Source organism: Flavobacterium davisii, assembly GCF_042182265.1.
Lineage (GTDB): Bacteria > Bacteroidota > Bacteroidia > Flavobacteriales > Flavobacteriaceae > Flavobacterium > Flavobacterium davisii.
The window spans coordinates 2,700,399-2,721,923 of the sequence record NZ_CP097869.1; the positions used below are offsets into that span (position 1 = coordinate 2,700,399).

Sequence of the window (21,525 nt, forward strand, 5' to 3'; positions counted from 1 at the left end):
ATTTTTATACCAAATTACAAATACAATGCGTCAATACTTATTTTTTTTAATCAGTATCATTTCGATATTTATTTCTTGCCGAAAAGATTTTGAAACAGAACCAAGCAGCGGACAATTATCATTTTCTAAAAATACAGTGTATCTGGATACTGTATTTTCAGGTATTTCTTCTAGTACCTACTCCTTAAAAGTATATAACAGGAGTAATCAGGATATACGCATCCCTACTATTTCATTAGCAAAAGGCACTTCATCTAAATATAGATTGATGATTGATGGTACAACAGGAATAAGTAATAAAGGAAAAATTTTTAATAATATAGAATTATTAGCTCATGATAGTTTGTATATTTTTATTGAAGAAACAGCCGATATTAAAGATGTTAACTCAACTGATTATCTCTATACAGATCAAATTTTATTTGACATAGGAATAAATCAACAAAAAGTTGACTTGATTACACTTATACAAGATGCTGTTTTTTTATATCCTGAAAAAAAGGAAAAGTTAATCCTTGATAATTTAACCCCAAATAATACAGTTTATGGATTTGAATTAAACGAAAAAGATGCTGTTAATGGTAATGAGCTTCATTTTACAAATAAAAAACCCTATGTTATTTATGGATATGCTGGTGTACCTGCTGGCAAAACACTAATAATAGACCCAGGAGCTAGGATATATTGTCACAGTCAATCTGGAATTTTTGTAAAAAAATCAGGTAGTATTAAGATAAATGGAGAATTATCTAATGATCAAAAAAAATTAGAAAATGAAGTAATATTAGAAGGTGATCGACTAGAATCTAAATACGCTGAAATACCAGGGCAATGGGGAGGAATTTATTTAGCAGATGGAAGTACAAATAATGAATTTAAAAATTTAACGATTAAAAATAGTTCATTTGGAATTTTTATAGATCGAAATGATGGCACTACAACTCGTATTTTTAACACACAAATATATAATTCAAGTGATTTTGGATTAGTTGCTAGAAAAGGAAAAATTTATGGTGAAAATATTACGATTAACAAATGCGGACAAGCTAGCCTAGCCTGTACATTAGGAGGTGAATATCATTTTAATTCTTGTACTTTTGCCAATTATTGGAATAATAGTAATCGCCAAACACCATGTGTGTATATAGACAATAGTTATAAACAAAAAGATGTTTTATTTCTTTCTGACCTTATCTTAGCTCGTTTTATAAATTGTATAATATATGGCAATAATAATATTGAGTTAGGCCTTAAAAAAAATGATTCTGCAGCTTTTAATATTGATTTTAGCTACTGCTTAATAAAATTTAACGATACAAATAATCAGTATAATAGTTCTTTATATGACTTTATTAAAAGCTATAATAATATTATAGATACAAGACAGAGCAATTTTAATCCTAAATTTAAGGATCCTTTCAATAACAATCTAAGAATTCTCAAAAATTCAGCAGCTATTGCTAAGGGAAATAAATCTTTCTTAATTCCTAAGGACTTAGATGGTAAAAATAGAACCTCTCCTCCTGATTTAGGAGCTTATCAACATTTAGATGAATAAATTCAAAAAGAAAGAAAAAATCTTGATCATATTCGGAGTTACTTAAAGGGTAGATTTAATAACAAAATATGTCAATAAAATTAAGTTTTAACTTCGTTATTCGTTAGAAATTTATTACAAATGAAAAACTTTTAAAAGTTAAAGATTCAAAAATAAAACATATTCATAAAACCCAAAGTTTTAAAACCTTTTTACATCTAAATTTAACCTCATTTATAGAATCAAAGTTTCAAAATGGGGTTATTCCGAAAAATACACTGCCCCCAAATAATATCTAATTTTTGGGGGCAGTCTAGGAAAGCTAACTTTTTTTGACTTTTAACAAATTCTATTAACGTGAATAGTTAGGTGCTTCTTTTGTAATTGTTACATTATGTGGATGACTTTCGCTAATACCACTTGATGTAATTCTAATAAATCTTCCTTTTTCTTGTAATTCTGCTACTGTAGCGGCACCACAATATCCCATTCCTGCTCTTAATCCACCTATAAATTGAAGCATGCTTTCATTTAATTCTCCTTTATAAGGCACACGACCTACAATTCCTTCTGGAACTAACTTTTTAACATCATCTTCAACATCTTGAAAATAACGGTCTTTAGATCCTTCTTTCATTGCTTCTACCGATCCCATCCCTCTATAAGATTTAAATTTTCTCCCTTCAAATATAATAGTTTCTCCTGGCGATTCTTTAGTTCCAGCTAGTAAAGATCCTAGCATAACTGTAGAAGCACCTGCTGCTATAGCTTTAGGTATATCGCCTGTATAACGAACACCTCCATCTGCTATAACGGGAACCCCCGTACCCTTTAATGCTGCTGACACTTCTAATACCGCAGAAAATTGAGGAAATCCAACACCTGCCACTACACGAGTAGTACAAATGGATCCTGGGCCAATACCTACTTTAACTGCATCGGCTCCATTTTCTACTAGATATAACGCTGCTTCTGGTGTTGCTATATTTCCAACTATTACATCTAAATTTGGAAATTTATTTTTTACTTGTTTTAAAACTTCAACTACTCCTTTGGTATGACCATGTGCTGTATCAATAATAACAGCATCAACACCCGCTTTTACTAAAGCTTCTGCGCGTTCTACAGCATCTGCTGTAACACCTAAAGCTGCCGCTACACGCAAACGCCCATATTGATCTTTATTAGCATTTGGTTTTTGGGTAAGTTTAGTAATATCTCGGAAAGTAATAAGTCCTATTAGTTTATTTTCTGAATTTACAACGGGCAATTTTTCTATCTTATTTCCTTTTAAGATTTCTTCTGCTTTTTCTAATGTTGTCCCTTCAGGAGCCGTAACCAAATTAGTTGAAGTCATTACCTCTATAATCCCTCTTTGATTATTTTTTTCAAAACGCAAATCTCTATTGGTAACGATTCCTATTAATTTTCTATCTTCGTCAACTACTGGTATACCTCCTATTCCATATTCTCTCATTGCGCTTTTAGCATCTCCTACTGTTGCTCCAAGATTTAATATTACAGGATCTATAATCATTCCACTTTCTGCTCTTTTTACTTTACGTACTTCTGCTGCTTGTTGTTGGATTGACATGTTTTTATGCAAAACACCTATTCCTCCTTCTTGCGCCATAGCAATAGCCATAGCACTTTCTGTAACTGTATCCATTGCAGCTGATACAATAGGTACATTCAATGTAATATTCTTAGTAAATTTTGTTTGGATACTTACTTCTCGTGGAAGTACTTGTGAATAGTTTGGAATAAGCAATACATCATCATAAGTTAATCCTTCACCGATGATTTTAGTTGTGTGTGCGTTCATTGCAATTTACGATTAAATTGCGAACAAATATAAGAAATTAACTGTAAATTTTACTAAATAATTAACTTTTCTAAGTTATAAATTAAGGAATTATTTAATTATTACTTATGATATATTAAAAAAGGACTCGGATTTAATCCGAGTCCTTTAAGCTTATATCCTTCTTGTATAATTTAAGGAAACTAATTTATTAAGCTTTTTTCTCTGCTTTTTTTGTACAACAAGCCTTTTTTTCAGTACAAGCTTTTTTGTCTCCTTTAGAGCAAGTTTTTTCAGTTTTTGCTTTCTTTTCTTCTTTCACTTCTTGTGCAAATACACTAGATGAAAATAAAAATGTTACTACCGCTACTGACGCAATTAATTTTTTCATAATAAATTTTTTTAAAGTTATTTATTTAAACAAACTACCTACTAAAGACTCCAAATAACATCTTATAAAGTAGTATTAAGAGACCTAGAGATAATAGCGCGATTTCCAATAAAGACCATTTCTGACCCTGATAAATAAATCCGCTACAAGACCAAATATACTACCTTAAATAGTAAGAAAATGCTTCTTTAACATAACTTTATAAGATTCTTTCATTTATTATTTTTACAATTTCATCTTTTTGAATTAATCCTGAATGATGCCATATAGCTTGTCCTTTTTGGAAAAGAATTAGAGAGGGAACTCCTCTTACTTTATACCTAGTAGCTAATTCTTTATTTTTCTCTACATCTATTTTTATAATGCTAACTTTATCTTTTAATATTGCTTTTACTTCTATCAGAACAGAACTCAACATTTGACAAGGACCACACCAAGTTGCAAAAAAATCAATTAACACTGGTTCATCCTTGTTTATAATATTCATAAATGAATCATTCATCATTTTTATCTTTTAGCTGAATTTGACAGGTATTAGACTGACAACCTAAATTAAAAAATACTTGGAACAAAAAGAATATTGCAAATCCTAAAAAAAACCACTGATGAGTTTCAAATGCTTGAAATATCAAAAAAATACCCAATGCTAATCGAAAAAAACGGATTATATGCCAATTTAAAAAAAATCGTTTCATGGTATTAGAGTTAGTATACTTTGCTTTGACAAATGAAATCTGTTTTAGGTAAATTAGTTTTAGATATAGCCGAAAACCCTCCTTCTATTTCTGTGAATTTTCGATAACCTCTCGCTTGAAGTATTGATGCAGCAATCATGCTACGATAGCCTCCTGCACAGTGCAAATAAAAATGTTCTTTAGGATTAATTGTATTTATCCAATCATTTATATAGGCTAATGGTTTGTTGTAAGAATTTTCTAAATGTTCTGTCTGATATTCATTTTCTTTTCGAACATCAATTATTTTATCCGTTTTTAAATTTACTTGAAGAGCAAATTCATCTGTCGTTATTCTATTAATTCTATCTGTTTCTCTACCTGATTCTTTCCACGCTTTAACACCTCCTTCTAAATGACCTAAAATCTTATCAAAACCTACCCTACTAAGCCTAATAATTGTTTCTTCTTCTTTTCCTTCTTCACAAACTATAAGAATTGGTTGATTTACATCAGCAATAAGGGCACCAACCCAAGGAGCAAAATCACCTATTATTCCTATATTAATAGATTGTGGGATATGCTCTAAACAAAATACAGAAGCGGGTCTTGTATCTAAAATAACTGTTCCTTCCCTACCTGCTAAATCATTAAAATCTTTTGCAGATAATGATCTTAAACCATTATCCAGTACTTTATTAAAAGAAGTGTATCCTTTTTTATTCATAGCCACGTTCATTCTAAAATATGCAGGAGGAGGAGTTAATCCATGCAATACTTCAGCTACAAATTCAGATTCTTCCATGTCAAGACGAAGGGCATAATTATCTATTTTTTGTTGGCCTATGGTAGAAATAGTTTCTTTGCTCATATTTTTACCACAAGCACTACCCGCTCCATGTGCTGGATAAACTATTACATCATCAGAAAGAGGCATAATCTTATTTCTTAATGAATGAAATAAGGTAGCGGCCAATTTTTCTTGAGTCATATTAGATGCTTTTTGTGCCAAGTCTGGCCTTCCTACATCTCCAATAAAAAGAGTATCACCAGAAAAAATAGCATAATCTTTACCTTCTTCGTCTATTAAAAGATAAGTTGTACTTTCCATTGTGTGACCTGGAGTGTGTAAAGCTTTAATAGAGACATCGCCTACTCTAAATATCTGTTCATCTTCTGCTATAATTGCATCAAATTCAGGACGAGCAGTTGGACCATATACTATAGGAGCACCTGTAGACTTACTTAAATCTAGATGTCCTGAAACAAAATCAGCATGAAAATGTGTTTCAAAAATATATTTTAAAACTACATTATCTCTTTTAAGACGATCTAAATAAGGTTGTATTTCTCTTAAAGGATCTACTATTAATGCTTCTCCTTTTGAAGTAATATAATAAGCTCCTTGAGCTAAACAACCTGTATAAATTTGTTCTATCTTCATTATTATCAATTTGGTTTACAAAAGTACTATTTATTTTTATAACAAATAGTGACAATGATCACAAACCTTTATTCTAATAAATAAATTATAACATATAGGCAAAGATAAAATACAATTTTAAAAAAAAAGCTGACTTTTGTCAGCTCTTAAAAATTGATTTCGATATGGCTCCTATACAATTTAACTAAACCTCTTTGTTCCATTTTTTTTAGCAAACGGGACACAACTTCTCTAGAGGTATTTAATTCAGATGCTATTTCTTGATGAGATAATTTTATATCATTACAATTACAAGTATCTCGATGTCTTTTCAAATAAAACTCTAAACGTTCATCCATAGCTTTAAAAGCTATATTATCTATAACTGTTAACACTTCTTCAAAACGACTTCTATAGGTTTCTATAACAAATTCATACCAAGAACGATGTCTACTCATCCATTTTTCCATTAATGCAAGAGGAATCATTATAAGTTCTGCGTCTTCTACTACTTTAGCCATTAATGCACTTGTTTCTTCTTTCGTAGCACAAATCATAGAAATAGCACAAGCTTGCCCTGGCTGAAGGTAGTACATAAAAAACTCATTTCCTTCATCATCTTCTCTATATAATTTTATTTTTCCTTTTACAACTAAAACGGTATGTCTAATAAATTGACCTGAACGCATTATCGTTTCACCTGCCTTTATATTTTGTATATACGCATTTTCCTCTATTTCTTCTATTAGTTGAGGATTAAAATTGGGAAAATTTATCTTGATTATATCTTTCATAAAAACTTAAAAAAAACACAATACAAATATAGACTACTTATCTGATCTTTTAAATTTAAAAATTCATTAAAATTTATTACTTTGTGCAAGTAACCTTAATAAACTAATAATGAACACAACAGAATTAAGAGAATCTATTTTTAGACATTTAGATGGTATTGTAATTTTACCTATAGCTTCTTTATTAAAAGAAAAAAAAATAACAGATTATATTCTTGAAAAAAAAGAAATTACATTAGATGATTTAAAAAATGAATTTAACTTAAATGATGGGTATTTAAATGTCGCTTTAAGAGCTTTTGCTTCACAAGGTTTTTTAGATTACTTTGTAGATAATATTCAAAATAAAGTCAGTTTTAAAATTAACAATTTAACCAAATTAGCTTTTTCTGAGTTTTATCTGTACGATGACATAGCACAAACTTTATTTTTAACAGATGTTTTTACCTCGAATAGAATTAACGAGCATACTATTTCTATATTAGCTCCTTTATTTGAAAAATTTAAAAAAATAAATAGTGAACCTCTTGATCTAAATTCTGATACGGGAAAAATTAAATATCAAATTATAAAGCATCTGGAAGGTTTTTTAGTAGGTCCTTTAATTGTAAATTTAGGAATGACAGGAATGTTTCATAAATATTTTATGGAAACTTCATTTGGTGCTGATGAATTTCATAAAGAACCTGAGGCATTTACTATAATGCTCAATTTTTTCACTTCCCTAGGTTGGTTTACAGAACGAAAAGGGAAATATCAATTTACAGAATCAGGTCTTTTTTATGCTAAACGAGCTTCTGCTTATGGCGTAACGGTTTCTTATTTACCGATGTTAAAAAATCTTGAAATGTTATTATTTGGGAATCCTAATAAATTACGAGATATTGCTATTAATGATACCGAAATACATGTTAATAGAGAAATGAATGTTTGGGGTAGCGGAGGTGCGCATAATACTTATTTTAAAGTCATTGATGAAATCATTATAGAACTTTTCAATCGTCCTATTTCCGAGCAGCCTAAAGGAATTTTAGACATGGGATGTGGCAATGGTGCTTTTTTACAACATATTTATAATGTTATAGAAAGACAAACAATGCGCGGAAAAATGCTAGAAGAACACCCTTTATTTTTAGTTGGAGTTGACTATAATCAAGTAGCCTTAAAAGTAACTAGAGCTAATTTAATTAAAGCAGATATTTGGGCTAAAGTAATTTGGGGAGACATCGGAAATCCTAATTTATTAGCACAAGATTTAAAAGAAAATTACAATATTGATTTGAATGAATTATTAAACGTTCGTACTTTCTTAGATCATAATAGAATTTGGAATGAACCTCAAAACAATCAAAACATAACAAGTAGCTCCACAGGTGCTTTTTCGCATAGAGGAAAACAATTATCAAATAATGATGTTGCAACAAATTTGTACGAACACCTAGAGCAATGGGCGCAATATGTTCATAAATTTGGACTATTATTAATTGAACTGCACACGGTATCTCCTCATATTGTTTCTAAAAACATAGGAAAAACACCTGCCACCGCATACGATGTAACACATGGATTGTCAGATCAATATATTTTAGAAATAGAAGAATTTGTTGCAATAGCTCAAAAAGCAGGACTCCATTCTGACGAACGATTTAAACAACACTTTCCTGATACAGATTATGCTACAGTAAGCATTCATTTATTAAAAGGAAAATAATTATTTTTAAAATTATATAATTAAAAAAAGTAATATGAATACTTGTTTTTGTGGATCAAAAAAAATATTTCAAGAATGTTGTGAACCCTTTATATTGGGCATCAACAAACCTAATACAGCAGAAGAATTAATGCGATCTCGCTATAGTGCTTATTGTACCCATCAAGTAGATTATCTATTGAATACGACTCACATTAGCACAAGAAAATTTTACAACAAAAAAGATATTTTAGATTGGGCTACTAAAAATAACTGGTTAAAATTAGATATTATAAAAACAACCGAACAAAACATCGAATTTAAAGCATATTATACAGATGCTAATCTTCAACCATATTGCCATCATGAAAAATCATTTTTTAAAAAACAAGGTGGAATATGGTATTATGTGGAAGGAAAAATAGCTTAATTTTTTAATCCAGATTCGCATTAGACTTTGTTGTGAAATAAATATTTTGAATGAATTCAGGTACTTAAGGAAAATTTTAGAAGAAAATAACAACTATTTTGATATTTAAAATTGAGTATGTGCTTGAATTAAAGGAAAAATAAAGTAAAATGATGGTTTCATCCATTCACTTCCTTCGAGTCTAATGCGCAATTTGGGTTTGATTTAAACGATAAATAGTAATACAGATAGAATTCTGAAACCTAAAACGTATACTCTATTTCAGGTTTCTAAATTATTTTTTCCAGCTGGTAATTCAAATATTTGTAAATCAAAATAAATTACAGAGGCTAAAATATGATCAAATATGTCGCTCATAATATATTCATAATTTTCAAAACGTTTATCGTTAGAAAATGCGTAAATTTCTAGAGGAATACCTTGATGTGTTGGCTGTAATTGTCTACAAAGTAAAATCATCTCTTTATTCAAACCTGGATAATTTTCTAGGTATTTTGTCAAATATTTTCTAAATAAACCGAAATTGGTTAAATTTCTTCCATTAATAGATAAACTTTTATCTATTTCATGTAACGAGTTATGTCTTTTAATATCAACTTGTTTTTTTTCTATATATTTTGTGAGTAATTGAATCCTTTTAAATTCTTCTAATTCTTCTTCTCTTATAAAACGAATAGAATTAGCTTTTATTAAAATATGTCTTTTTATTCTTCTTCCATCGGAATTAATCATACCACGCCAATTTCTAAAACTATCAGAAGTAAGACTATAGGTTGGTATAGTCGTAATAGTATGATCAAAGTTTCTAACTTTTAAAGTTGTTAAATTTATTTCTACGACATCTCCATCAGCACCAAATTTATCCATGGTAATCCAATCTCCTATTCGAATTAAATCATTAGCCGAAACTTGAACGGAAGCTACAAAACCTAAGATTGTGTCTCTAAATATCAAGATTATTAAAGCCGATACTGCTCCTAAAGTCTTAGCTAATGTATCCGTACTGACATTAAAAATTTTGGCAACTATTATAATAATCCCCAATATCCAAAGCATAATCATGATAACCTGAACATAACTATCTATCGGTTTATCCACATACTCTGTTTTTGTTTTTAGATGATCTCTTATTGCTTTTAACGTAGAATTTGTAATCCATAAGGTTAGCAAAACAATATACACTCCAACTAACCGACCAAAAATAGTTTCCCATGAAGTAAAATCATTTAATATAATGGGAACTGTCTTATATATGTAAATTAAAGGGATTAAATGTGACATATATTTTGCTGTTTCATTAGAAATCAGCAAATCATCAAATTTTGTTTTAGTTCGTTTAGCCACTACAGCCATTCCTGTTACTAATACGAAACGACAAAACAAATAGATAATATAAACTATAAAACTAAGAATTACGATATTGATTGCTAAACCTAAATAGGATGCCAATGTATCATTAAAATCTAATTTTTTAAAAAACTTATAACACCAACCGAATATTTTTTCAGTTTTCTCAAGCATATTATTTCAAATATTTTTTTTCTATATAAAATGTCCCAAAAGGAATTAAAGAAGCTAATAAAATAACTATTGTTGTTCTAAAATCCCATTTCAATTTTCTTTGCAAAAGAAATGCCAAGATTACATATAAAATAAAAAGAACTCCGTGACTCATCCCTACAGGAAATAACAGCATTTTATATAAAGTTAAATTAAATGGCTTTATCATTAACATATTCAGCATGATAACAATATAAGAAACACCTTCTAACAACGCAATATTTCGAAAAAATTTAAGCATTTAAATCTATGTATATTAAAAAATAATTAGTACTACAAACTCGTATTATTTTGCAAAGTAAAGCAAAGTTTAGCAGCAAAACTATACTCCCCTATTATTTTGGAAAGTTAAAATTTATATAAAATTAATTTCTAAAAAAAAATATCTATAAACAGTTTTTTAAATGTAATTTTGCAAAAATTTCAAGAAAGGTATGATGCAAAGCGATATAGAAACAGTATTTGAAGACAAAAAAACACTCTATGATTATCAGTCACGCGATATCAATACCATTTTTGACAGAATGGACAATACGTCTTCCAATTATCGTCTTTTATACCAGTTACCTACAGGTGGAGGAAAGACGGTTATATTTTCTGAAATTGTACGCCGTTATATAGAAACACATCAAAAAAAGGTAGTAGTACTTACACACCGTATTGAGTTATGTAAGCAAACCTCTAAGATGTTACATAACTTTGGGGTACAAAATAAAATCATTAATTCAAAAGTAAAAGATTTACCCGATCAAGATGATTTCTCTTGTTTTGTGGCCATGGTTGAAACTTTAAAAAACCGTTTAAATGATGATTTATTAGAAATTGACAATGTAGGGTTGGTAATTATAGATGAGGCACATTATAATTCATTCCGAAAGTTGTTAAATCGGTTTAAAAATTCATTTATTTTAGGTGTTACAGCTACCCCACTAAGCTCTAACATAGAACTGCCTATGTACGAAAACTACAAAGAACTTATTGTAGGTGACCCTATTAGAAAATTAATAGAAAATGGATTCTTAGCTAAAGCTACTACATATAGTTATGATGTTACATTGTCAAGTCTTAAAGTAGGTATTAATGGTGATTATACAGTAAAATCTTCTGATGAGCTTTACTCTCAATTAGATATGCAATCTAAACTACTGAGTGCCTATGAAGAAAAATCGAAAGGTAAAAAAACCCTAATTTTTAATAATGGAATCAATACTTCTTTGTATGTATATGAAACTTTTAAAAAGGCAGGTTACGACATACGTCATTTAGACAACACTACCAGTAATGAAGATCGAAAAGATATCTTAAAATGGTTTAAACACACTCCCAATGCTGTACTTACCTCTGTAGGTATATTAACAACTGGCTTTGATGAACCTACTGTTGAATCTATTATCATCAATCGTGCCACTAAATCTTTGACTCTTTATTTTCAAATGATTGGTCGCGGATCTAGACGTTTACCTCACAAACATGAATTTAGCATTATAGATTTAGGAAATAATGCTGCCCGATTTGGTTTATGGGATGACCCAATAGATTGGCAACATATTTTTAAAACACCTGAGTATTATATCGAAAATTTACGCAGCGATGCTGAAATAGAACGTTATTTTAAATACGAAATGCCCGCAGACGTCCGTGAGCGTTTTAAAAATACTTTAAATGTAGAATTTGACATAGAAGAAGAATTCAATAAAGCTATTGCCAAAAACCTACGTCCAAAAGTAGTTATCGAGGATTCTATCTTAAATCATGCGAGCATGTGCGTAGATAACGCTGAAGAATTAAATGAAGCTAAACAACTTGCTAAATATCTCATAGAAGATATTGAATATAGAGTAAAAATATTTTGTCGTTGTTTGGCTAATTCAACTAAAAACTACCGTGAATGGTTAGTAGATGATTATAAAACACGCTTGCAAGTAGCTATTGGTAAATTATATAGAGAGCGCCTTTTTGCGATGGAAGATTAAAGCATAAAGAAAACAAAAATTTTAGTTTGGTTGCCTCTTTCACAATAGGAGAAGTCATGTTATCAACCTTATATGACTTCTTCTTGTGATTTCCACACTTTAATCTTCATTATATTAATTTACAAAATACATAAGATATACCCCCCTACTTACCCTCATTTGTTATTCATCATATTGATTTCATAAATTCTTTCTTTATCTTTTATTCTATCATTTTACATTTGATAAAAAATCCTTATTTTGCTAAAATACTTTTTGTATAATCGCAATTTATTTTTATTCAAAAAAATATTGAAAAATCTAAAATTAAATAGAATGAAATTACACCCAATATTTTTACTTCTTTTTCTCTTCTTTATTTTTAGTAAATCCTTTGCACAAACAAAACAAGACAGTTTAGACATTAAAAGGGTTGCTTTAGATTATATTGAATCACAACATAACCCAAATCCAATACAAATGGGAAATGCGTTACACCCTAGAATGGTAAAAAGAACTTTTTGGAAAGATAAATCTACAGGAAAAGACTTTCTAAGAGAAACGACTACTGAATCTATGATCTTAATTGCAGAATCATATAACAAAAATGGTAACCAGTTTCCTAAAAAACCTAAAAAAGAAGTTGTTTTTCTAGACGTTTCAAATCGCACCGCTTCTATAAAATTAATTGCAGACGAATGGATTGATTATATGCACATAGTAAAATTAAATGGGAAATGGATATTAGTAAATGTATTATGGCAATATCATAACGTCAATCAACATTAAATCAATTTAAGAAACTAAATTACATAAATAAAAAATTAAAACAATGAAACATAAAAAGCTAAAAATCAGGATATAAAATATTTTTATTTAAACACAAATTCCCTTCTTTTTATACAAAAATCTCCCTTATTTTGCACCTATTATTTTTTATTTTATATTTACAAACACCATCGATTAACAAGGAATATCTATTAAAATTTACAATATCCTAAAATAAATAAACGAATGATTGAAAAGAAAATTTACGACTTTATTAATTTAAATGAAGGAGAAGAAAAACAAGAAAAAGTTTTAGAAACTGTAAAATCTAATATTTCTTTTAGAGGTTCCAATTTATGGACATTGGCTTGCGCAATAGTAATTGCTTGTGTTGGATTAAATGTAAACTCTACAGCTGTCATTATAGGTGCAATGCTTATTTCTCCATTAATGGGACCAATTGTTGGCGCAGGTTTTTCATTAGCAATTTATGACTTTGAATTATTAAAAAAATCTTCTAAAAATTTAGTAATAGCTACCCTACTAAGCCTTACTGTTGCAACCGTTTATTTTTATTTTAGTCCTTTTAAAGATACTAATTCAGAATTATTAGCAAGAACATCGCCAAATATTTACGATGTTATAATTGCTTTTTTTGGAGGTTTAGTAGGCGTTATTGCTATTACTAGAGTAGAAAAAGGCAATCCTATACCAGGAGTAGCTATTGCCACAGCTTTAATGCCCCCTCTTTGTACAGCAGGTCATGGACTTGCTATTAGCAATTTTTCCTATTTTCTAGGAGCTATTTATCTATACTCCATCAATTGCTTCTTTATTTGCATTTCAACTTTTCTAGTACTTAAATATTTAAATTATAAACCCATAAAAACACTCAATCAAAAATTCGAAAAGCAAATACGATATGGCATTTCAATCCTCATTTTAATTATGATAGTTCCTAGTTTTTATATGGCGTACAGCTTACTTCAAGAAAACAAATACAATCAAAAAATAGAAGATTTTCTAACGCATGAACTAACAAACAAAGGGTATACTATAATTTATAAAAAAACAAAACACAATACAAACCCTAAAACGATAGAACTCGCTTTCTTAAGCAAAAAATTTAGTGAAAACGAAACGAAATCGTTGAATGAAAAACTTTCTAAATACGAAATAACAAATACCGTACTAGAAATAAAACAAGATCCAAAAGATTTAAAAGATGAAATCTTAAATGAGATTGCGATAAAAAACAAAACATCTGACCAAAAAGATCTACTGATAAATAAATTACAAAAAGAATTAAATGAATATAAAATTTCTAACACGGAAACCTTAGAAGAAATTGCTATATTATTTCCTGAACTAAAAAATGTATCATTAGGAAAACATTTAACTAACACAATTGATGACAATCCAAAAATATTTATTGTCTTACTCTACGAATCTGACAATAATGCAGTAGATACGAAAAAAATCAAAAAATGGTTAAGTCAAAAATTACAAACCCAAGACATTGAACTAATAAAAAAATAATACGATCAAACAACAAAATATTAAAAGGATCTGGCATTATTATTGAGGCAATGAATGAAATAGCAATCCCAAAACAATAATTAAAAACAATACCCATTTTGTTTGCTAAATTGTTCAAAAAAATATTATTTAATCTATTATAAACAGCCACTTTACTATTTTTAGTAAGGATATAAAACTTAGGAGTATGTATTTGAGTCACGATGAAGAAGATTACAGTTTATCCTTATCAAAATTTGAATCCATGTTAAAAACCAATAAGGTTTTGTTTTTTGATTCAGAAGAATTTGAGGATATCATCCTCCATTATATGGATATAGGCAAAACTAGTTTAGCTAAAAAAGCACTAAAACTAGGACTAGAACAACACCCTAAATCATTTGGATTAAAATTAGTTCAAGTTGAAATGCTCATTTTTGAAGACAAACTAGAACAAGCCGAAAAACTTCTTAATGACTTATACGCCATAGAACCCACAAACGAAGAAATCTTTATACAAAAAGCCAATATTTGCTCTAAAAGAGATGATCATAAACAAGCTGTTGAATTTCTTAAAATAGCTTTGCAGTATACAGATGACTACGCAGATGTGCATAACCTCTTAGGGATGGAATATTTGTTTATGGATGAACTAGAACAAGCAAAAAAACATTTTATTGCTTGTTTAGAAGAAGAACCAGAAGAACAATCAGGACTCTATAATGTCATTTATTGTTTTGAATTTTTAGAACAATACCCTGAAGCCATTTCATTTTTAAAAAACTATATTGACCTTAATCCATATAGTGAAATTGCTTGGCATCAATTAGGACGACTAAACTTTAGTATACAACAATATCAAGAGGCCTACATAGCCTTTGATTATGCAAGTCTAATTGACGACCGATTCATGGGGGCATTTATGGAAAAAGCCAAAGCACTCGAACATTTAGAACGCTATGAAGAAGCTATTTGGAATTACCAAGAAACCATTCGACTAGAAGACCCCACATCGTATGCTTTATTACGAATAGGTAAATGCTTTGAAAAAATGGGCAATGAATCTGAAGCTTTAAACTATTACAACAAAACAGTTCATGAAGATCCTCTTTTAGACAAAGGATGGATTGCTATAACCGATTTTTATATACGTCAAAAAAACTTTCAAAAAGCACTCTATTATGTAAATAAAGCAATCGGTATAGATGCTGAAAATTCTTTATATTGGAAACGATATGCTACAATAAATAAAGAGCTCGAATTATTTGAGGAAGCACAAGAAGGATATCAAAAAGCTGTAGAATTAGGAGATAACGAATTAGAAACCATCTTATTTTGGTCTGATACACAACTTTTTATAGGAGAATATCAAGCCTCTATTGAAACCTTAATTAAAGCAAACCTTCTTTTTGCAGATCATTACCAAATAGAATATAGATTAGCAGGTTTGTATTACACAACTCATAATCTAACAAAAGGATTGTATCATTTAACCAATGCCTTACATCATAACTCTAAAATGCTTTCGATACTAGAAGATTTATTTCCTTCAGTATTTAATCTAGAAATCGTTCAAAACACAATTAAAAAATATAATGATTTGTAATAAATTTAAGATTAAACAATCGATTTTTTTCAAAATAAACAATCTTAAGATTTTTTTATTTTAAAATTAAATTTTTACAGATCTTTTTTTAAATTTGGTAAAAATAAAGATTATGAATTTAACACAAGAAGATTGGTGGACTAAGTTGCAACAGGATGATAATGCAGTAGTATTAGATGTACGTACAGCTGATGAATGCTCAAATGGCATCATTCCCAATGCTATTAATATTGACATTTATAAAGGTCAAGGCTTTATTTATCAAGTAGATGAATTAGATAAAAATAAAAATTATTATGTTTATTGTAAAGCAGGAGGGCGTAGTGCTCAAGCATGCGAGATAATGAATCAAATGGGATTTAACATAACTTATAATCTAATTGGAGGTTTTTCAGAATGGGATGGTCCTGTAAATCAATTAAAAGACAAATAACTATTTCTTAAAACATACATACAGAGATTTTTCAAAAAACACAATTTACTTTATTTAATTACTTCTTTTTAGAAGCAAGGAAAAAGTATCCAGATTTAGCAATAAAGAATATAAGATATTTCAAAATATTATTCTTGTTTTTCGAAAAGTCTCTACTACCTAAAAAAAGACATCCTAAAAGTCTAGACAACCTAATTTAAATATACAACATAAAAATAATAAAGGTATCTACCACTTTTTATCATAATTAATAAAGGTTTTAATACTTTTTTTGGCAACCTGTATATTGATTTTAAATCTTATTCTACGTCGTCTAACAAAAAATAATCTTTAGATTCATTACATCCTTTTTCTCTTTCTAACATATATTTATATAATGCAAATTGAGCAAATAAATACAACAACATAGATATAGCAGGAAAAATTACTGTTGACAAATAAAAAAGCTTCAGCACTAAAAGAAACTGAATAATTGCAAAGAAAACAGCATTAATTAGAAGCCAAAAATTCTTTCTACATTCATTAATCATATAATTTGAAAGAGCTAATCCTCCTAAAAAAGAAAGAAACAACACTTGTATCAAATAAATATAGATACCTTTATCTAATTCATTTTTAGTTAAAAAAGTTAAATACCCAAATGCCGTAAAAAAAGGAAGACTCCCTATTACAACGGGTAACTTTTTTTTGATTGGCTGATCTTGAATTACCAAGTATATTACAAGACCTCTATATATAAAAAAGAAAACAGAAGCTATTACAGCACTATTAAAAGTTCTTGAAACAAAAAGGATATTAGCAATTAAGAGAAAAAACAGAGATAACAAAAAATAAATATTCCGCTCATAAGAAACCTTCCAGTACATGAACATCATGATAGGCATCAATAAAGGTTTTAATATATATATCATTAAAATTTGATTGAAATATTCGGCTATAACTTCAAATAATCCAATTATAAAAAATAAAATCAAAAATCCTTTTTCTTGAGATTGTTTTTCGCTGTGAAGCATATCTTTTAAAAATAAATTAAACTCTTTATTTGTGATTCTAAAATTACAATTAATTTTTTTTAAAAAAATAGCACACCCTACTTATTTCCTTATGTTTACATAAAAAAAAAGAATCAATATCATATAAAAGAAATCTTTCCGATATTCTTAAAAAAATATAAAAAAAGCTGTTCATTTACGAACAGCCTTTTGTTTTCTTTAAAAGAAAAAATCATTCATTATGCAAAAAAGACTGTCTATTTAATAATGTTTCTTCTGTTTCTACATGATTATCATCCGGAACACAACAATCTACTGGACATACTGCGGCACATTGTGGCTCTTCATGAAATCCTTTACATTCAGTACATTTACCTGGAACAATATAATATACATCATCTGAAATAGGTGTTTGTGCAGCTTCTGCATCTACTTCCGTTCCATCAGCTAAAATTATTTTACCTGTTAATTTTGTACCATCTTTCCATCTCCAATCATCCGCTCCTTCATAAATTGCAGTATTAGGACACTCTGGCTCACATGCCCCACAGTTAATACATTCGTCTGTAATTATAATTGCCATATTTTTATGCTTTATGCCTCAAGCCCTAAGCTATAAGCGTTCAACTATTTTAAAAGCTTTAGAGGAAGTACATACAGTCTAAAGCTAAATATCTTATTTTTGTACAAAAATACAACCTAAACCATATATAAGCAAGTAACCTATGTCACAAAAAGAAATTATTATTGCATTTTCTAAACTAGGAAATTTTCTAAAACAATTTACTCCACAAGGCAATTTAGTAAATAATCAAATAGCCTACAACGAACTTTTTTTTGACTCATTTGCTGAACTTATACAAATATCAAAAGCACATAATGGATGGTTTACAACTGAACAAGTTTATTTTTCAATTCAATCTTGGACAGAAGCTTTAACAGAAAAAAATCTGATTAAATGGCTAAGCCCTTATACTTACAACGAAACATCACCTAAAACAATTGCTCTTGTTTTAGCAGGCAACATACCTTTAGTAGGATTTCATGATTTTATATCTGTTTTAGTAAGTGGAAATAAGGTATTAGCTAAGTTATCATCTAATGATCAAAAGTTACTCCCTTTTTTAGCTAAATATTTAAAAAAAATAGAGCCTAAACTTGAAGAAAGAATTTTTTTTACAGAAGAAAAATTAGAAAATTTTGATGCCGTAATTGCTACAGGAAGCAATAATACAGCTCGTTATTTTGAATACTATTTTAGGAATAAACCTGCTATTATACGCAAAAATAGAAACTCTGTAGCCTTATTAGATGGTACTGAAAGTAAAGAAGATTTATTTTTGTTAGGTGATGATATTTTTAGATATTTTGGTTTAGGTTGCCGTAATGTTTCCAAAATTTTTGTTCCTAAAAATTATGATTTCAAATTATTTTTTGAAGCTATTTATCCTTATGGTGATATTATTCATTATGAAAAATATGCTAATAATTACGACTACAACAAAGCCGTTTTTTTAATGAGTTTATTTAATATACTAGACAATGAGTTCTTAACAATAAAAGAAGATAATAGTTACGCTTCTCCTATTTCTTCATTATTCTATGAATATTATGATAATATAGAAGACGTTAAAAATCGTCTTATTAACGATAAAGATCTCATCCAATGTATTGTTTCAAACCAATTAACAGAAAACAGTATTCCCTTTGGCCAAACACAAAAACCAAAACTTTGGGATTATGCAGATAATATTGATACTATTGCTTTTTTAAATTTATTATAAAAATGAGTATCAAATTTTCAGATATTATAAAAGGACAAAAAGAAAAAGAAACTCATGTACACGAACCTCGCTTTAACTTAGAAGCTCGTGTTAATGCCAATCGATTATATGTTAAATCTAATAATAAGCAAACTATGAAAAAACACAATTATAGTGCAGGCCCTTGTATTTTACCTCAAGAAGTATTTAACCAATCTGCAAAAGCTATTTTAGATTTCAATGGTATGGGATTATCTCTTCTAGAAATTTCACATCGTAGTGATGCGTTTGTGACTGTTATAGAAGAAGCCCGTTCTTTAGCACTTGAACTTTTAGACTTACAAAACAAAGGTTATCAAGCTCTTTTTTTGCATGGAGGAGCAAGTCTCGAATTTTTAATGGTTCCTTATAATTTAATGAAAGTAAATGGGAAAGCAGGTTACTTAGAAACAGGTACTTGGGCAAGTGGAGCAATTAAAGAGGCAACTCTTTTTGGTGAAACCCTTATTTTAGCCTCTTCAAAAAAGGAACATTTTAATCACATTCCTAAAGATTATAATATACCTAATGATTTAGATTATTTTCATTGCACCAGCAACAACACTATTTATGGAACTCAAATGAAATCATTTCCTGAAACCAATAGTATCATGGTTTGTGATATGAGTTCAGATATTTTTTCAAGAAAATTAGATTTTAGCAAATTTGATCTAATTTATGCCGGTGCTCAAAAAAACATGGGACCTGCTGGCGTAACTCTAGTTGTTGTAAAAGAAGAAATATTAGGAAAAACAGGGCGTGTTATTCCATCTATGCTAGACTACCAACTCCACATTGCTAAAGAAAGCATGTATAATACTCCTCCCGTTTTTTCTATCTATACCTCCTTACTAACATTACAATGGTTAAAAAAGATGGGCGGAATTCATACTATTGAAAAAATAAACAATGAAAAAGCCAATTTATTATACAATGAAATAGATCGAAATCCTTTATTCGAAGGAACTGCTGTTATTGAAGACAGAAGTTTAATGAATGCTACATTTACACTAAAAAACACAAAACATGAAACACTATTTGATCAACTTTGGGAAAAATCAGGTATTTCAGGATTAAAAGGTCATCGTTCTGTTGGCGGCTATAGAGCCTCTCTTTATAATGCTTTACCATTAGATAGCGTTCAAATCTTGGTGAATGTAATGAAAGAATTAGAAAATTTAGTTTAAAAACAACCTTTATAAATGAAAATATTAGCCAATGATGGTTTATCTAGTCAAGCCATTTCCTTATTAAAAAAAAATGGTTTTGAAGTATTGACTACCAAAGTAGCACAAGAACAGTTAAGTAATTATATTAATAATAATCAAATAGAAATACTTATTATACAGAATGCTACAAAAATCAACCAATCCATTATCGATACTTGTTCTAATATAAAAGTAATCGGCAAATTAGGTATTGAAATGATTACTCCTAACCTTCCAGATACTATAATTTTTTTAAATACACCAAATGCCCCTGTAAATGCTGTTGCAGAACTAGCAATAGGACATCTTATTTCGGGTGCTCGTTATTTACATGATTCCAATAGAAATATGCCACTAGAAGGCGATACTCATTTTCATGAATTAAAAAAAGTATATGGTAACGGGTTAGAATTAAAAGGAAAAACTTTAGCAATCATTGGATTAGGAAAAATTGGTAAGGCTGTAGCTCAAAAAGCACTAGGATTAGGAATGAAAGTTATTGCTACAGCTAAAGAAACAAAACAAATACCTATTGAATTTGAATTTTTCTCAGGACAAAAAATAACAATTCCAATTGATGTAATGCCTCTAGAAAACATACTCCCTTTGGCCGATTTCATCTCTTTACATGTGCCAGAGCAAAATAACTATCTCTTAACCGCTACCGAATTTGAAAAAATGAAACAAGGTGTAGGTATCATTAATTGTTCCAAAGGGGAATTGATTAATGAAGTAGATTTAATTAACTATTTAGAAAACAAAAAAATCAGCTTTGCTGGTTTAGATGTTTTCCAAGGAGAACCTAATCCCGCCGTACAATTATTAATGCATCCTGATATTTCATTAACACCACATATTGGAGGCACTACTTCTGAAATTTTAGAAAAAATGAGCATGGAAATGGCTCATAAAATTATTGATTTATATATATAAAATATATCCA

20 protein-coding genes are annotated in these 21,525 nt (G+C 29.1%); 11 read left to right on the forward strand and 9 right to left on the reverse strand.

The annotated features are described in order from the left end of the window. The first annotated feature begins 25 nt into the window (after positions 1-25). Positions 26-1,558: a hypothetical protein gene (locus NAB20_RS11530; protein WP_127823044.1), complete on the forward strand. Its 1,533-nt coding sequence runs from the start codon at positions 26-28 to the stop codon at positions 1,556-1,558. A gap of 331 nt (positions 1,559-1,889) precedes the next feature. On the opposite strand, the gene guaB is transcribed toward NAB20_RS11530, so the two are convergent. The 5 genes from guaB to NAB20_RS11555 form a co-directional block, all read right to left on the reverse strand. Continuing rightward, positions 1,890-3,362, reverse strand: coding sequence for an IMP dehydrogenase (gene guaB, locus NAB20_RS11535; protein ID WP_088393811.1), 1,473 nt, complete (start codon positions 3,360-3,362; stop codon positions 1,890-1,892). 190 nt (positions 3,363-3,552) lie between these two features. Next, a complete protein-coding gene (locus NAB20_RS11540) occupies positions 3,553-3,732 on the reverse strand; it encodes a hypothetical protein (RefSeq protein ID WP_088393810.1) in 180 nt (59 codons plus the stop codon). A 199-nt stretch (positions 3,733-3,931) separates the two neighbouring features. Beyond that, complete coding sequence (gene trxA / locus NAB20_RS11545; protein ID WP_375605164.1) at positions 3,932-4,237, reverse strand: thioredoxin; 306 nt, start codon at positions 4,235-4,237, stop codon at positions 3,932-3,934. 200 nt (positions 4,238-4,437) lie between these two features. Further along, positions 4,438-5,850, reverse strand: coding sequence for a rhodanese-like domain-containing protein (locus NAB20_RS11550; protein WP_127823042.1), 1,413 nt, complete (start codon positions 5,848-5,850; stop codon positions 4,438-4,440). Between the two features lie 146 nt (positions 5,851-5,996). Beyond that, positions 5,997-6,623 carry a Crp/Fnr family transcriptional regulator gene (locus NAB20_RS11555; protein WP_105196935.1) on the reverse strand — a complete coding sequence of 209 codons (627 nt, stop codon included), beginning with the start codon at positions 6,621-6,623 and terminating at the stop codon, positions 5,997-5,999. Positions 6,624-6,732: 109 nt separating this feature from the next. Between NAB20_RS11555 and NAB20_RS11560 the strand changes: the two genes are divergently transcribed. Beyond that, positions 6,733-8,334: a class I SAM-dependent methyltransferase gene (locus NAB20_RS11560; RefSeq protein WP_235819779.1), complete on the forward strand. Its 1,602-nt coding sequence runs from the start codon at positions 6,733-6,735 to the stop codon at positions 8,332-8,334. A 34-nt stretch (positions 8,335-8,368) separates the two neighbouring features. Next, positions 8,369-8,743, forward strand: coding sequence for a YchJ family protein (locus NAB20_RS11565; RefSeq protein ID WP_105196937.1), 375 nt, complete (start codon positions 8,369-8,371; stop codon positions 8,741-8,743). A gap of 261 nt (positions 8,744-9,004) precedes the next feature. Here NAB20_RS11565 and NAB20_RS11570 read toward each other — a convergent pair whose 3' ends face one another. Both NAB20_RS11570 and NAB20_RS11575 read right to left on the reverse strand, forming a co-directional pair. Continuing rightward, positions 9,005-10,264: a mechanosensitive ion channel family protein gene (locus tag NAB20_RS11570; protein ID WP_127823041.1), complete on the reverse strand. Its 1,260-nt coding sequence runs from the start codon at positions 10,262-10,264 to the stop codon at positions 9,005-9,007. Between the two features lies 1 nt (position 10,265). After that, a complete protein-coding gene (locus tag NAB20_RS11575; protein ID WP_105196939.1) occupies positions 10,266-10,544 on the reverse strand; it encodes a DUF3817 domain-containing protein in 279 nt (92 codons plus the stop codon). A 193-nt stretch (positions 10,545-10,737) separates the two neighbouring features. On the opposite strand from NAB20_RS11575, the gene NAB20_RS11580 reads away from it, so the two are divergent. From NAB20_RS11580 to NAB20_RS11600, 5 genes are all read left to right on the forward strand, one after another. Then, complete coding sequence (locus NAB20_RS11580; RefSeq protein ID WP_105196940.1) at positions 10,738-12,276, forward strand: DEAD/DEAH box helicase; 1,539 nt, start codon at positions 10,738-10,740, stop codon at positions 12,274-12,276. 315 nt (positions 12,277-12,591) lie between these two features. Continuing rightward, a complete protein-coding gene (locus NAB20_RS11585) occupies positions 12,592-13,044 on the forward strand; it encodes a nuclear transport factor 2 family protein (protein WP_375605165.1) in 453 nt (150 codons plus the stop codon). Positions 13,045-13,269: 225 nt separating this feature from the next. Next, positions 13,270-14,562 (forward strand): TIGR00341 family protein, encoded by a 1,293-nt coding sequence (locus tag NAB20_RS11590; protein ID WP_127823039.1) that lies wholly within the window; start codon positions 13,270-13,272, stop codon positions 14,560-14,562. Positions 14,563-14,749: 187 nt separating this feature from the next. Next, complete coding sequence (locus NAB20_RS11595; protein ID WP_127823038.1) at positions 14,750-16,147, forward strand: tetratricopeptide repeat protein; 1,398 nt, start codon at positions 14,750-14,752, stop codon at positions 16,145-16,147. A 112-nt stretch (positions 16,148-16,259) separates the two neighbouring features. Beyond that, positions 16,260-16,580 (forward strand): rhodanese-like domain-containing protein, encoded by a 321-nt coding sequence (locus NAB20_RS11600; RefSeq protein WP_375605166.1) that lies wholly within the window; start codon positions 16,260-16,262, stop codon positions 16,578-16,580. Between the two features lie 299 nt (positions 16,581-16,879). Here NAB20_RS11600 and NAB20_RS11605 read toward each other — a convergent pair whose 3' ends face one another. Together NAB20_RS11605 and NAB20_RS11610 are read right to left on the reverse strand one after the other, a co-directional pair. Further along, the gene (locus NAB20_RS11605; protein WP_105196910.1) at positions 16,880-17,593 is read right to left on the reverse strand and encodes a lysoplasmalogenase family protein; all 714 of its coding nucleotides are present in this window, start codon (positions 17,591-17,593) and stop codon (positions 16,880-16,882) included. Between the two features lie 211 nt (positions 17,594-17,804). Next, complete coding sequence (locus tag NAB20_RS11610) at positions 17,805-18,155, reverse strand: 4Fe-4S dicluster domain-containing protein (RefSeq protein WP_088394250.1); 351 nt, start codon at positions 18,153-18,155, stop codon at positions 17,805-17,807. 142 nt (positions 18,156-18,297) lie between these two features. Between NAB20_RS11610 and NAB20_RS11615 the strand changes: the two genes are divergently transcribed. The 3 genes from NAB20_RS11615 to NAB20_RS11625 all read left to right on the forward strand — a co-directional run bounded on the left by NAB20_RS11615 (position 18,298) and on the right by NAB20_RS11625 (position 21,515). Continuing rightward, the gene (locus NAB20_RS11615) at positions 18,298-19,356 is read left to right on the forward strand and encodes an acyl-CoA reductase (protein ID WP_375605167.1); all 1,059 of its coding nucleotides are present in this window, start codon (positions 18,298-18,300) and stop codon (positions 19,354-19,356) included. Positions 19,357-19,490: 134 nt separating this feature from the next. Continuing rightward, positions 19,491-20,561 carry a 3-phosphoserine/phosphohydroxythreonine transaminase gene (gene serC, locus NAB20_RS11620; protein ID WP_375605788.1) on the forward strand — a complete coding sequence of 357 codons (1,071 nt, stop codon included), beginning with the start codon at positions 19,491-19,493 and terminating at the stop codon, positions 20,559-20,561. A gap of 15 nt (positions 20,562-20,576) precedes the next feature. Further along, positions 20,577-21,515 (forward strand): NAD(P)-dependent oxidoreductase, encoded by a 939-nt coding sequence (locus NAB20_RS11625; RefSeq protein ID WP_127823037.1) that lies wholly within the window; start codon positions 20,577-20,579, stop codon positions 21,513-21,515. The last annotated feature ends 10 nt before the right edge of the window (positions 21,516-21,525 follow it).